This window comes from Streptomyces sp. CLCI03 (assembly GCF_053615355.1).
In genome coordinates this window covers 7,470,148-7,482,870 of sequence record NZ_CM132132.1, presented here as the reverse complement: position 1 = coordinate 7,482,870, position 12,723 = coordinate 7,470,148, and the positions used below count along the sequence as shown (strand labels likewise).

17 protein-coding genes are annotated in these 12,723 nt (G+C 71.5%); 4 read left to right on the top strand and 13 right to left on the bottom strand.

Annotated features, from left to right (window positions below):
- Positions 1-104 precede the first annotated feature (104 nt).
- Positions 105-383 carry an SHOCT domain-containing protein gene (locus tag ACWG52_RS34460; RefSeq protein WP_389812969.1) on the top strand — a complete coding sequence of 93 codons (279 nt, stop codon included), beginning with the start codon at positions 105-107 and terminating at the stop codon, positions 381-383.
- Between the two features lie 64 nt (positions 384-447).
- Here the strand turns inward: ACWG52_RS34460 and ACWG52_RS34455 are convergent, their stop codons facing one another.
- Positions 448-1,392, bottom strand: a complete 945-nt coding sequence (locus ACWG52_RS34455) for an ArsR/SmtB family transcription factor (protein ID WP_389813222.1) — start codon at positions 1,390-1,392, stop codon at positions 448-450.
- A gap of 121 nt (positions 1,393-1,513) precedes the next feature.
- Here ACWG52_RS34455 and ACWG52_RS34450 point away from each other — a divergent pair, with 121 nt between their 5' ends.
- The gene (locus ACWG52_RS34450) at positions 1,514-2,416 is read left to right on the top strand and encodes an oxidoreductase (protein WP_389812966.1); all 903 of its coding nucleotides are present in this window, start codon (positions 1,514-1,516) and stop codon (positions 2,414-2,416) included.
- Positions 2,417-2,461: 45 nt separating this feature from the next.
- Here the strand turns inward: ACWG52_RS34450 and ACWG52_RS34445 are convergent, their stop codons facing one another.
- On the bottom strand, positions 2,462-2,710 hold the full coding sequence (locus ACWG52_RS34445; RefSeq protein WP_389812964.1) for a hypothetical protein: 249 nt from the start codon (positions 2,708-2,710) through the stop codon (positions 2,462-2,464).
- 46 nt (positions 2,711-2,756) lie between these two features.
- Positions 2,757-3,263: a hypothetical protein gene (locus ACWG52_RS34440; RefSeq protein ID WP_266355224.1), complete on the bottom strand. Its 507-nt coding sequence runs from the start codon at positions 3,261-3,263 to the stop codon at positions 2,757-2,759.
- 229 nt (positions 3,264-3,492) lie between these two features.
- On the opposite strand from ACWG52_RS34440, the gene ACWG52_RS34435 reads away from it, so the two are divergent.
- Positions 3,493-4,350, top strand: coding sequence for a S1 family peptidase (locus ACWG52_RS34435; RefSeq protein WP_390136379.1), 858 nt, complete (start codon positions 3,493-3,495; stop codon positions 4,348-4,350).
- 68 nt (positions 4,351-4,418) lie between these two features.
- Complete coding sequence (locus ACWG52_RS34430; RefSeq protein ID WP_389812957.1) at positions 4,419-4,802, top strand: toxin Doc; 384 nt, start codon at positions 4,419-4,421, stop codon at positions 4,800-4,802.
- Between the two features lie 21 nt (positions 4,803-4,823).
- Here the strand turns inward: ACWG52_RS34430 and ACWG52_RS34425 are convergent, their stop codons facing one another.
- From ACWG52_RS34425 to ACWG52_RS34380, 10 genes are all read right to left on the bottom strand, one after another.
- On the bottom strand, positions 4,824-5,210 hold the full coding sequence (locus ACWG52_RS34425) for a hypothetical protein (protein ID WP_030725700.1): 387 nt from the start codon (positions 5,208-5,210) through the stop codon (positions 4,824-4,826).
- A gap of 312 nt (positions 5,211-5,522) precedes the next feature.
- A complete protein-coding gene (locus ACWG52_RS34420) occupies positions 5,523-6,440 on the bottom strand; it encodes a MurR/RpiR family transcriptional regulator (protein WP_389812953.1) in 918 nt (305 codons plus the stop codon).
- Positions 6,441-6,506: 66 nt separating this feature from the next.
- The gene (locus ACWG52_RS34415; RefSeq protein ID WP_389812950.1) at positions 6,507-7,214 is read right to left on the bottom strand and encodes an NADPH-dependent FMN reductase; all 708 of its coding nucleotides are present in this window, start codon (positions 7,212-7,214) and stop codon (positions 6,507-6,509) included.
- A 98-nt stretch (positions 7,215-7,312) separates the two neighbouring features.
- Positions 7,313-7,654, bottom strand: coding sequence for a TcmI family type II polyketide cyclase (locus ACWG52_RS34410; protein WP_030725709.1), 342 nt, complete (start codon positions 7,652-7,654; stop codon positions 7,313-7,315).
- 18 nt (positions 7,655-7,672) lie between these two features.
- Positions 7,673-8,152 carry an SRPBCC family protein gene (locus tag ACWG52_RS34405; protein WP_030725712.1) on the bottom strand — a complete coding sequence of 160 codons (480 nt, stop codon included), beginning with the start codon at positions 8,150-8,152 and terminating at the stop codon, positions 7,673-7,675.
- Position 8,153: 1 nt separating this feature from the next.
- Entirely contained in the window at positions 8,154-8,408 is a 255-nt protein-coding gene (locus tag ACWG52_RS34400) for an acyl carrier protein (protein WP_030725715.1), read from the bottom strand.
- A gap of 17 nt (positions 8,409-8,425) precedes the next feature.
- Positions 8,426-9,652 (bottom strand): beta-ketoacyl synthase N-terminal-like domain-containing protein, encoded by a 1,227-nt coding sequence (locus tag ACWG52_RS34395; protein WP_389812946.1) that lies wholly within the window; start codon positions 9,650-9,652, stop codon positions 8,426-8,428.
- The gene (locus ACWG52_RS34390; protein WP_033225798.1) at positions 9,649-10,920 is read right to left on the bottom strand and encodes a beta-ketoacyl-[acyl-carrier-protein] synthase family protein; all 1,272 of its coding nucleotides are present in this window, start codon (positions 10,918-10,920) and stop codon (positions 9,649-9,651) included. Before ACWG52_RS34390 ends, ACWG52_RS34395 begins: the two co-directional genes overlap by 4 nt.
- Positions 10,917-11,360 carry a cupin domain-containing protein gene (locus ACWG52_RS34385; protein WP_161293001.1) on the bottom strand — a complete coding sequence of 148 codons (444 nt, stop codon included), beginning with the start codon at positions 11,358-11,360 and terminating at the stop codon, positions 10,917-10,919. Before ACWG52_RS34385 ends, ACWG52_RS34390 begins: the two co-directional genes overlap by 4 nt.
- A gap of 163 nt (positions 11,361-11,523) precedes the next feature.
- The gene (locus ACWG52_RS34380; protein ID WP_389812943.1) at positions 11,524-12,621 is read right to left on the bottom strand and encodes a SchA/CurD-like domain-containing protein; all 1,098 of its coding nucleotides are present in this window, start codon (positions 12,619-12,621) and stop codon (positions 11,524-11,526) included.
- Positions 12,622-12,723 lie beyond the last annotated feature (102 nt).

Sequence of the window (12,723 nt, the reverse complement as noted above, 5' to 3'; positions counted from 1 at the left end):
TGGAAGTAGCCGGGGTGCAGCCGGCCGTACGACGACCGACAGGCCCTTTCCGAGGAGTCTCGGGGTGAGACGAAACATCCGAGCTCTTGAGGAGATGAACCGAGATGGATGCCTTCACCACCCTCGCCTACGACGGGCCCGGCCCGTGGATCCTGTTCGTTCCGCTGATCTGGGCGGCGGTCGTCGTGGGTGTCGTCACCGTGCTGCGCCGCACCGCCGGGCGCGGGCGCCGCGGGGCGGCGGCCGCGTACGGGGAACGCTCGCCGATCGCGATCCTGGGCCGGCGCTTCGCCGCCGGGGAGATCGACGAGGAGGAGTACTGGCGGCGACTGTCCGTCCTGGACGAGCAGTTCGGCCGCTCCCTCAAGGACGGGGCGGCGTGACCCCGCCGAGGCCCGCCGCTCACGTCGCCGCTCCCCGCGATCGTCCCCGCTCCACGACCGGAGTTCAGGCCGTGGCGACCAGCAAGGACTCGGCGACGGCGGTACGGGCGTAGAGCACGGAGCGGCCGGCCCGGTGGGAGCTGACCAGGCCGGCCGCGCGCAGCGCGGTGAGGTACTGGGACACCGCGGCGGCCGAGAGCCCCGTACGGCGGGCCAGTTCGGTGGTGGAGGCAGGACTTTCCAGCTCGGTCAGGAGCCGGGTCCGGGAACGACCGAGTACGGCCGCCAGGGCCTCGGCCCGGCCGGCGGGTCGGGGTTCCCACAGGGCGCCGGTACCGCGCGCCGGATAGGCCAGTTGCGGTGGTTCCGGGGGCGTCACGCGGGTGAACGGCACCGGGCCGGTGAAGACCGAGGGGATCAGCAGCAGCCCCTCCCCCGCCGTCCCGCGGGACAGGGGCCGGTGCCGGCGGGACAGCCGGAGCGCGTCGTCGCCCCAGCTCACCGAGGGGTGCAGGTCGCCCAAGAGGCGGCCGGCGCCGTGCTCGGCGGCCTGCCGGGCCCGGTGGAAGACGTCGGCGTCGAGCACCGCGCGGATCCGCGCCCAGTAGGGCGCCAGGGCCAACTCCCAGTAGGTCTCGATCTCCTCGGCGACCCGGACCAGGCGGGCCCGGGGGTCGGCGTACAGGGTGCGTGCGCGCGGGCCGAGGCGGCCCTGTTCCTGTCGCAGGCGGTCGAGGTCCTGGCGGACCCGGCCGGTGGGGGTGGCCCGGACCCGGGCCAGTTCCTCCGCCAGGGAGGGCGCGGGGCCGGTGGGCGCCGGGTTCAGGAAGTCCGGTACGTAACCCGAGGGCGGGATCAATTCGGCCAGCCAGCCCCGGTCGAGGCCGGTGGCCGCCAGCCGCGGCCCCACCTGGTCGGTCCAGGGCCGGTGCACGTGGGGCGTGGCCCCGGAGGCCAGCAGCCGGTAGCTGGGCCCGACCTCCCACATCGGTGAGACGGCGAACCGCATCTGGGCGAGATCGCTCACGGAGAACGCCAGTTCCGCCCGCACGTCCCGCACGTCCACCCCGAGGATTCGGTCATGCCTTAATCAATGGCCTGGCAGCCTATCGGGTGCCGATCATCCGATCATGACCTCACGGACGAAGACCGCGGACGCGGCGGGCACCTGGAACCTCGGCGACCTGAAGATCAACCGCATCGGCTTCGGCGCGATGCGCCTACCCCAGACCGGCGAAGCGTTCGCGCACGACGCCGCACCCCGGGACCGCGGCCAGGCGATCGCCGTGCTCCGTCGGGCGGTCGAGCTCGGCGTGAACCACATCGACACCGCCGCGTTCTACTTCTCGCCGCTGCGCTCCGCCAACGAGCTGATCAACGCGGCGCTGGCTCCCTATCCGGAGGACCTGGTGATCACCACCAAAGTCGGACCGGGCCGGGGACCGTCCGGGACCTGGCTCGAACACGCCACCCCGGAGCTGCTGCGCGGACAGGTCGAGGAGAATCTGCGCCAGCTCGGCCGCGACCACCTCGACGTGGTGAACCTGCGAATCGTGGGGACCGACTCCATCGCGGAGCGTTTCGGCGCGCTGGCCGAGCTCCGTGACGCGGGCCTCATCCGCCATCTCGGCATCTCCAACGTCACCCCCGAGCACCTCGCCGAGGCACGGGCGATCGCGCCGGTGGTCTGCGTGCAGAACATGTACGGGATCGGGGTGCGGCCCGAGCACGACGGGTTCGTGCGCGCCTGCGGCGAACAGGGCATCGCGTTCGTCCCCTTCTACTCCATCGCCGGCACCGGACGGCAGGCCGGCGCGAGCGGCGCCGAGCACGAGGAGGTGCGGGCCGTCGCCCGAGCGCACGGCGCGAGTCCGGCGCAGGTACGGCTGGCCTGGACGCTCGGGCGGGGACCGCACGTTCTGGCCATTCCCGGCACGGGCGACCCCGACCACCTGGACGCGAACGTGGCCGCCGGGGCGCTGCGCCTGTCCGAGGCGGATCTGGCCGTCCTGGAGGCCGTGCACCACGGCTGACGGGACCCGGCGCCGACCATCGCGAGCCCGATCGGCAGGACGCCGCTAGGGAAGGTCGGCGGTCGGCGGGTCGGCCTCGTACACGTGAGGGGTGTCCCCCTGCCAGTCCAGCAGATCGGCGCCGCCGAGGACCACGTCGTCGGGGTCGGGCATGCCGGCTCGGCGCAGGAACTCGATCACGTCGTCGTCGGAGCGGGCCAGGCCCAGGGACTCCTCTCCGTTCGCGGTCCGCAGGGTCACCTGGCGGCCCCCCGACGGGTGGATGCGGTGTACGACGACCGGTGCGTGGTGCATACCTCCAGCCTCGCCCCGTCGGCCCGGCCCGGCACCCCAGGAGGGGTCAGGGGGTGCGTCCGACCGTGGCGGCGCGGTCGGCGCGCTTGGGGATGCGGAGCGTGGAGGGGTCGGGGTAGGTGGCCTTCTCCGCCTGCAGGACTTCCTCGATCTCCGCCTTGAAGGCGGGCTCGAAGAAGTCGACGGCCAGCAGCAACCGCAGTCCTTCCAGGGTCGGGTCGAGCAGCGGGCGGCCCATGCGGGCGCCGCCGCCGCTCAGGCCCGGGAAGCCGGCGCGGGCTGTCTCCGGTCTCTCTCCCGCGCGCTCCTCGAGGTCGGCGGCGGCGTAGCCGGCGATCAGCGCGAGTTCGGCGAGGTACTTGCGGGCCCCGAGGGCCATCTCCTCCGCGCCCTGCAGGGTCTGGACCGAGCCGCCCGCCACTTTGAAGTCGTCGCTGATCCTCTTGAGGCCGCGCGCCTCGTACACGGCGTGGGCCTCCTCGAAGAGCCGCCCCGCCTCGTCGACCGCCTTCATCGCCGTCACCAGCTGGTCGATGTCGATCTCGCGCTTCACGTTGCCTCCTGGTCCGGAACTGTGCTGCCCCGACCGTAGGAGGCGGAGCCACCGGTGCGGAACACCTGTGCACGGTCCGTTATCGACGCCTTCGGTGCGGTCCGGGACCCCTCTTGCGGCACCGTCGTCAACTGGCCATGCGGTCTTGCGAGTTGAAGCCGGTGTACCAACAATGCGCATGACAACCGGAGGATCTTCGGTCGCATTGTCCTCAGAGGGGAACCCCCACATGAACAAGCCTCTCACCGGTGCCTTACTCTCCCTGCTCCTGCTGGGAGCGGCGGTCGGCCCCGCCGTGGCCGCGCCCACCGCACCCACGGACACCCCGCCCACCGCCCCCGTGGCCACCGCCGCGGCGGTCGACTTCGCGGGCACCGTGGCCCTCAGCAACTGTTCCGGGTCCGTCGTCCGCGCGCCCGGCTCCGGGCCGAACGACCTCGCGCTGGTCCTGTCGAACGGACACTGTCTGGAGTCGGGCTTCCCGGCGGCCGGCGAGGTCGTCAAGGACCGCCCGTCCAGCCGCTCGTTCTCGCTGCTCAACTCGGCCGGATCGAAGGTCGGTACGCTCCGCGCGAGCAAGGTCGCGTACGCGACCATGACCGACACCGACATCTCGATCTACCAGCTGACCCGAACCTACGCCCAGATCCAGAGCCAGTACGGCATCAGCGCGCTGACCCTCGACGGCGCCCGCCCGACCCAGGGGTCGGCCATCAAGGTGGTCTCCGGCTACTGGAAGCGCATCTACGGCTGCAACGTGGACGGCTTCGCCTACCGCCTCAAGGAGGGTGACTGGACCTGGAAGGACTCGGTCCGCTACACCTCCGCCTGCAACACCATCGGCGGCACCTCCGGGTCACCGGTCGTCGACACGGCGACCGGCAAGGTCGTCGCCGTCAACAACACGGGCAACGAGGACGGCGCCCGCTGCACGGTGAACAACCCGTGCGAGGTCGACCAGAACGGCAACGTGACGGTCCGCCAGGGCATCAACTACGCGCAGCAGACGTACATCGTCGTCCCCTGCATAGCCCCCGGCAACAAGATCGACCTGAACCGCCCCGGCTGCACGCTGCCCAAGCCGTAGTCCCTCGCGTGTCCCCGCCCGACCGGAAAAGCCCCACGGCCGGGCCCCGGGCGGGGATACTCGAAGGCGTGGAACTGCACATCGATCACCGCTGGCTGCTGGAGCGGCAGGAGGCCCTGTTCAAGGACGTGGCGGTGGCCGACCACTCCGCCCTGGTCGCCGCCGTGGCCCGGCACCGGGTGAACACGCCGAGCCTGGAAGTGGACGACCCCGACGCCTACTGGCGTGCCGCCGCCCTGCTCGACGCGATCGTGCTGCTCCGACCGCTTCCCGACTCCAACGAGTACTTCGCCTACGGGGTCGCGGTCGCGTACATCGAGGCCTCCGGCGAGACGGTGGACGCCACCTACGAGCAGTGGCGCGACCTCATCACCGACATCCGCATGCTGCGCGCCACCGTCTTCGACGTGGCCGCCAGACTCCGCTCCTGGCAGCCGACGCAGAGGCCCTGAGGAAGGTCAGCGCCGGCGGGGTCAGCGCCGGCGCTGCGCGGGGGTGCCGACGAGGAGCGCGTCGGACACGAGGCGTGCGCCGCGGGCGAGCCGGCCCAGCTGCTCCAGCTCGACGGCGTACATCCGGATCGAGTTCTCGATGACCGACTCGGCGATGCCCATGGTCGGGAGCTCGGCGCGGCTGGTCTGCAGGGCCGCCCGCACCGCGCGCATCTCGTGCTGCAGCTGGAGCTGGACGTGCCGGGCCAGGAGGGCGTGGTGGCGGGTGAGCGTCAGGTAGCCGCCGTAGCGGGCCGGGAGCAGATCCCGCAGCCACCGTGTGGCCGTGCGCTCCCAGTCGTGCGTACCGGGTGCCTTGACCTGCATGGGCCAGTCAGGGCTGAGGGTAAACGTGGCCGTCTGAGGCATTCTCGTCACTTCCGAGTGGTGTCGAACTCTGATCGAGACGTTCTTGGGGGGCGGCCTCGGCCCAGGGGTTGACCGAGGCCGCCATGGGCGCTCTGCGGGGATCCGAAAGCCTGGACCCGACACGCGGTCGCGACCTGAGGAGGTTCGTCGTTCCGCGCGTACGTTCGGGAGGACATGGGGGTCCTCCTTGGCATCTGGTGGATCCGGAGCGCCGTCGTCAGTAAACATATATACCGTCGAGTAAGCAAGAGTATGAAAAATTTCATGCACTTCGAGGGCTGAATATCGCCTGGTGAACCAGGCCGCGAGGGGCTACAGGAAGAAGCCGTGCTGGTCGGCCACGTGCTCGTAGCTCTCCAGCCGCGCCTGGGTCCGCTCCGGGTCCGCGTCCGCCATGGCCTGCAACAGGGCCGCGGACAGCATGCCGGGCGCCGCGTACGAGTCGAAAACCAGCCGGGATCCGGTCCCCGCGATCAGGGCCACGTCGGCCTCGTCCACCAGCGGTCCCAGCGTGGGGTCCGTGATCAGCACCACACGCAGCCCCGTACTGCGGGCGGCGCGGATGGCGGCCAGGGTCTCCTTGGCGTGCCGCGGCATGGCGAAGGCCAGCACCCAGGTCCCGCCGGCCGCCCTGGACTGCAGCAACGCGTCGAAGGCGACGCTGCCGCCGCGGGTCACCAGGCGTACGTCGGGGTGGATGCGCCGGGCCGCGTACGCGAAGTACTCCGCGAGCGAGACCGAGATGCGCAGGCCCAGGATGGTCAGCGGCACCGAGGCGGCCAGCTCGCGGCCGATGTCCAGGACCTGGTCGGTGTCGGCGAGCAGCCTGCGCACGTTCTCCAGGTTCTCGATCTCGGCGTCGACGGCTTCCTGCAGCTCGTTGCGGCGGATCTGTGCGCGGGTGTCCGGGGCGCCGGCGATGGCGCTGAGCGCGATCGGCTGCAGCACGTCACGCAGGGCGGGGTAGCCGCTGAAGCCGAGGGAGGCCGCGAAGCGGGTCACGGAGGGCTGGCTCACGCCCACCCGCTCGGCCAGTTCGGTGATCGAGAGGAACGCCGCCTCGGTGAGGTGGTCGATCAGGTATTGGGCGATGCGACGCTGGCCCGGTGACAGGCGGCGTCCGTCGAAGAGCGCGAGGAGCCGGTCGGCCGGAGGACGAACCTCTTCGGACGACTGACCCCCTGGTGTGATCGCAGCCGCTTGTGCGCGTGCCTGCTGCCCCGATGACACTCGAGGGCCTCCCTAACTCATGTCACTCGCGCTCCAACATAGCTCACCCCCTGTGGCCGATGATGATCAGTCCTGGGCGCGTGAGGTGACGGGAGCGTCGGTGCGGTCGCCCAGGAACTCGTACCAGCGGCGCTGCAGGCACAGGTAACGGGTGTCGGCCTCGACGAGGTCGAGGAAGGAGCCGATCGTCGTGGTGAGGCGCTCGCCGAGGCCCGGGTCGCTGAGGGCTCCGTCCTCGGTGAACGCCTGGTGCGCGCCGGCCAGGCTGAACATGTCCGGGTAGACGCGCGCCCCGAGGTGTTCGAGCGGTACGCGCAGGGCCCAGAGCCCGCGGTTGCCTCCGACCATCGAGGGCGAGGCCGACACCAGCAGGGTCTGCTTGTCCTTGAAGGGCTGCGGACGGTAGCGCGAGACCCAGTCGATGGCGTTCTTGAGCACGCCGGGCACGGAGGCGTTGTACTCGGGCGAGGCGATGATCAACGCCTGGGCGGCCTCGATCCGCGCGCACATGGCGAGGGCCCCTTCGGGCAGTCCCTCGTCGGCCTCCGCGTCGCCGTCGTACGGGGGCATCGGGAAGTCGGCGAGCGTGGCGGTCCGTACGGTGGCGCCGGCCCGGGACACCAGCGAGGCGACGAGGGAGCCGAGGCGGGCGTTGACCGATCCGGTGCGGGAGGAACCGGACAGGACGAGCACCTGCAGGGAGGTACGGGCGGGCTCGCCGTCGTGCGGACGGCCCGGGTCCGTCGGGAAGTGGTCGATGTCGGTCGGGTTCATGCCGTCTTCTCCTGCTCTCCGCCGCGATCGGCCCGACGCGGGGCCACGCGCGGCGGGACCCGCACACTTCGGTGTGCGGGTCCCGTCCGGGCCGCGGGTCACTTCGCGCCGGGGTTCTCCCAGCGGTAGAACTCGTGGGCCATGGCGTCCTTCGGACTGCGCCAGGTGTCCGGGTTGTGCGGGCTGATGTAGGCGGTCAGCCGGTCGCTGAGGTCCCGGAACTCCGGGTGCTCGGTGACCTTCGCGATGGCCGGGCCGGGCGGCCGGTCCGACTCGATCAGGTGCAGGTAGACGTCGCCGAACTGGAACAGGCTGCGGCGCGTGACCCCTACCAGGTGCGGGAGTTCACCCGCGTCCGAGCCCGCGAAGAGCTCGGCGATGTCCGGCGCCGATCCCGGCGCCATCCGGGCGACGATGAGAGCGCGGTGCGGCTGGTTCATCCGTGCGTGCCTTTCGTCTCAGACCCGGCTGACGGCGGGGGCGCGGCCCTCACGCTGACGCTTCTCGATCTTGTCCCGGATCAGGGCCATCTGGATCGGGGAGTTCCGGTTGATGTTGTCCGTCATCCACGCGTCGTCGACGGGGGCGTCCGGCTTCATCGCGAAGTCCTGGGTCCACTTCATCCGGGTGCCGCCGGGCACCTTGAAGTACTGCCAGTGGATGTCCATGTGCGCGAACGGGCCGGTCTCCACCCGCCGGGCACGAACCGTGAGGCCCTTGCGGTCGACGGTCCGCTCCGAGACCCAACTCCACACCTTGCCGTTCTCGTCGGGGTGCATGGTCAGGCGGAAGCGGGTGGTGTCGCCCTGTTCCTCAAGGATTTCGAGGGAGGCGTACTCGCTGAACAGGTGCGGCCAGCTGGGGAGATCGTTGGTCATCTCCCAGACGACGTCCACGGGCGCGTTGACGGTGATCTCGTTCTCGGTGTGTCCTGCCATGTCAGGCTCCGGTCATCAGACTGTGGTTGACGAGGTCGAGGAATTCCCCGGGGGTCTTGCAGCGGTCGGCGTGGGTGGGCAGGGCCCGCCCCCGCCGGTTCTCCAGTTCGCCGACGATCCCGAGCAGGCCCAGTGAGTCGAGGCCGTACTCGTCGAAGGCGGAGTGCGGCCGGCTCGCCAGCTCGGTGGGATCGACGGTGATGCCGGCCTTCTTCATGAGGGCCGCCAGTTCCTCCAGGGTCAGCCGGTCGGACATCTTGTTCTCCCTTCTTCCTACGAGTCCTTGCGGACGACGAGCGCGGAGTTCGACCCCATCCGGCCGCGGCTGAGCACCAGCGCGGTGCGCAGCTCCGCGGTGCGGGCGCTGCCCGTCACCACGTCGAGGTCGTGACACACGTCGTAGACGTTCGGCGTCGGCGGCACGATGCCGTGCTCCAGGGCCAGCACCGCGGCCGCGGTGTCGAGGGCGGGAGCCGCGCAGTACGCCCTGCCGGTACCGGACTTGGGCGCCGTGACCGGCACCTTCCGCCCGTGCGCGCCGAGGGCGGCGGCGATGGCGGCGGCCTCGGCCGCGTCGGCCTCCGGGGTCCCGATGGCGTCGGCGAAGACCACGTCGATCTCCTCGGGCGCGCAGCCGGCTTCCCGGAGGGCGCCGCGGATGGCGTGGGCCAGTCCCTCGCCGGACGTGTCCCGTCGTCGGGTGCCGGTGAAGGTCGCGCCGTGGCCGGCCACGACGGCCCGTACGGTGGCGCCGCGGCGCCTGGCCTCCGTCCCGTCCTCGACGACGAACATCGCGCCGCCCTCGGCGGGGACGAACCCGCAGGCCTTGTCGGTGAACGGCCGGTAGGCGCGCTCGGGATCGTCCTGGGTGCTCAGCCCCTCGTACTCCAGCTGGCAGACGATGGAGTACGGCGCGAGCGGTGCCTCCGTCGCCCCGACCAGCATGGCCCGGCTGCCTTGGCGGATCCCTCGGACGGCGTGCGCGAAGGCGTCCAGGCCGCCCGCCTCGTCGCTGGCCACGACCCCGCAAGGGCCCTTCAGCCCGCGCCGGATGGAGATCTGGCCGGTGCTCGCCGCGTAGAACCAGGCGATCGACTGGTACGGGCCCACGAAGCGCGGCCCCTGTTCCCACAGGTGCTGCAGTTCGCGCTGACCGAACTCGCCGCCGCCGGATCCGGCGGCGGTGACGACACCCACGGAGAAGGGGTCGCCCTCGTAGTCGGCCCGGCCGAGCCGGGCGTCCTCCAGGGCGAGGTCCGCCGCGGCGAGCGCGTGGTGGGTGAAGCGGTCGGTCTGGACGAGGAAGCGGTCCTCGACCAGGGCGCCGGGGTCGAAGCCCCGGACCTCGCCCGCGACGCGCAGCGGCAGGTGTTCGCAGCCCGCCCGGGTGACCCGGTCCAGCACGCTGAGGCCGGACTGGGTCGCCTTCCAGAAGGCTTCGGCGCCCACGCCGTTGGGCGCGACGACACCGATGCCCGTGATGACCGTACGGCTGGTCACGAGACCTCCTCCTTCGGCCGGGTCATGACCACGGCGGACTGGAATCCGCCGAAGCCGCTGCCCACCGAGAGCACGCTGCGCAGCTTCCGGCCGCGGGCGACCTTGGGCACGTAGTCCAGGTCGCACTCGGGGTCGGGCGTCTCGTAGTTCGCGGTCGGCGGTACCACCTGGTGGGTCATCGCGAGGACGCAGGCCGCGAGTTCGATGGCACCGATCGCGCCGAGGGAATGCCCCACCATGGATTTGATGGAGGTCATCGGCGTCTTGTAGGCGTGGTCGCCCAGGACCCGCTTGACCGCCGCGGTCTCGTGGCGGTCGTTCTGCTTGGTGCCGGAGCCGTGCGCATTGACGTAGTCGATCTCGTCGGCGGCGACGCCGGCCTGGGCGAGGGCGGTTTCGATGGCGCGGGCCATCTCCAGGCCCTCGGCGGTCAGCCCGGTCATGTGGTGGGCGTTGCCGAAGGTGGCGTAGCCGCCGATCTCGCAGTAGACGGTCGCACCGCGGGCACGGGCGTGTTCGAGCTCTTCGAGTACGAGGACGGCACCGCCCTCGCCGAGGACGAACCCGTCCCGGTCGGCGTCGAACGGCCGGGAGGCGTGGGCCGGGTCGTCGTTGTTCGGCGAGGTCGCCTTGATGGCGTCGAAACAGGCCACCGTGATGGGCGATATGGGTGAGTCGGAGGCGCCCGCGATGCAGACGTCCATCCGGCCCTCCGCGATGGAGTGCACGGCGTAGCCGATGGCGTCGAGCCCCGAGGTGCAGCCGGTGGAGACCGTCTGGACCGGGCCCCGCGCCCCCGTCTGCTCCGCGACGGCGGAGGCGAGGGTGGCGGGGGTGAACGCCCGGTGCAGGAAGGGGCCGGCCCGCTTGTGGTCCACGTCCCACCAGGAGCCGGACTGGCTGACGGCCACGTAGTCGTGCTCCAGCCGGGTGGTGCCGCCGACGGCCGTGCCGAGGGAGACTCCGGTCCGCCAGGCCTCGTCCGTGGTGAGGTCGAGTCCCGCGTCCTTGACCGCCTCCCGGGCGGCGACGAGGGCGAACTGGATGTAGCGGTCCGCCCGGTCCGCCTCGCCCGGTTCGAGGCCGTGCGCGGCGGGGTCGAAGTCGACCTCGGCGGCTATCCGGGAGCGGAACCCGGCCGGGTCGAAGAGGCTGATCCCACGGGTCGCCGTGCGGCCGTTGGAGAGCAGGTCCCAGAAGTCGCGGACGCCGATCCCGCCGGGCGCGACGACACCGACTCCGGTGACGGCCACCCGCCGGCGGGTCACGAGACCGCTCCCGTACGGTCCGGGGGCTGCTCCCACGCGGTGCCCTCCGGGTGCGGTGCCTGCTCGGTGTCCACGTGGCCGAGCTCGGGGCGCGGGGCCAGCGGGCCGAGGTGGAAGACCATGCGCGCCTCGGTGTCCCCGACGTTGCGGAAGCGGTGGCGCACGTTCAGCGGAACCAGGAGTCCCTGGTCGGTGCGCAGCGGATGGGCCTCGCCGTCGAGGTCGACCTCAAGGCGGCCGCTGACGACGTACACGAACTCCTCGGAGTACGGGTGGTAGTGCTCGGCGATCGACTCACCGGGGGCCATGATCGCCAGGCCCATGAAGCCGCTCGTGGAACCCACGGAGGTCGGGGTGAGCACCGCCCGCAGGTCTCCGCCTCGCCGGCGGTTGGGGGGCGTCTCGCTGAGGTCCACGATGCGTGGGCGCTGTTGGGTCATGGCGGGTTCCTCCTGCGTGTGGGGAGAGCCTGGGTGCGGATGGGTGGGTGTCGGGGGTGGGGCGAGTGGGTGGCACGGGCCCCTGGGTGGACCGGATCGACCTGACCGACCGGACGGGCCGGCATGCCTACCGGGCCGGACGCGCCGGACGGACCGGGGAGGATCAGGAGTCCGCGGGTGCCCTGCGGTCCGTGATCAGGTTCATGGTGTGGCCCGTGGCGCGGACCCGCCTGCCGGCGCGGGCCGTCAGCCGGTCGAGCACCGCCGCCTTGCGCGGTCCCGATACGCCGAAGGTGGTGTCGGGCTCGGCGTCGAACGGGCCGCGCACATCGATGAGCCGGACGACGATGTCGTCACGCTGGAAGATGCTGCTGCTCCGAACGGGGCTGCCCGGGTTCCGTGCGGCCTCCTCGTCCTGCCGGGCCAGGAACTTGGCGAGCGCGGCGCCGCAGCCGGGCTTGGCCGGGTAGAAGAGCGCGTGCCGCTGCACCTCGGCGGACTCGGGCTCGGGTGCGGCGATGTGGTGGACCGCCGGGAGCGCGGCGCGCATGAAGAACATGCGTGCGGACTCCGGATCGTTCAGGTTCCGGTCCTTCTCCAGGTACGGGTTGAGTGCCTCTTCCGCCGCCCGGACCCCGGGCTGCTCGGAGACGTGGCGCAGGGCGGCCATCAGGTCGCCCTGGACCTCCACCGTGCGCACGACGCGGTTGCCGTACATGAACAGCGAGGTCCGGCAGAGCCGGGTGTGGTCGTCGACCCGGGCCTCCGGCGAGGCGTAGCTGGAGAGGATCGAGGCGACCTCCTTCTCGCTGCCCGGCTTGACCGTGAAGGTGAGGGCGTGGCGCACGATGCCGGCGCCCAGGCGGGGGGTCTGCTGCAGGCGCGCCGTGGCCGGGCGGTCCGCCTGGCCGTAGCCGCGGCCGGTCTCGCGCAGGACTGTGAACTTGAGCGGGCGCATCGCGCGGGCGCACGCGCCGAGCGGCTTCACCTGTTCGGCGTGGTACTCGCTGTTGACCCATGCGAGGTACTGCGGGGCGCTCTCCCACTCACTGGTGATGAGCCATTGGGAGGGATTCTCGAAGGACTGGCACAGCTGATCGCTGATGTGGCCCGGAACCGACGCGATGTCGTCGCGGAGCTTTTCGTACGCCTCGAAGAACTGCTGCTGGGTCCCCTCGTGGAGATCCATCAGCAGGACGACCCGGAGCATGGAGCCGTCGAAGGCTGACTGCGACACCCGTTCGGACAGGGTGGTTGTCATCTACTCACTCCTTCATGAGGGGGTGGAGATCCATCGCGTACGGACCCCTCGTCCGTCACCGGTGGCGTCCGCCCGGGCCGGCGGCCGCCTCGGTGGGGAACG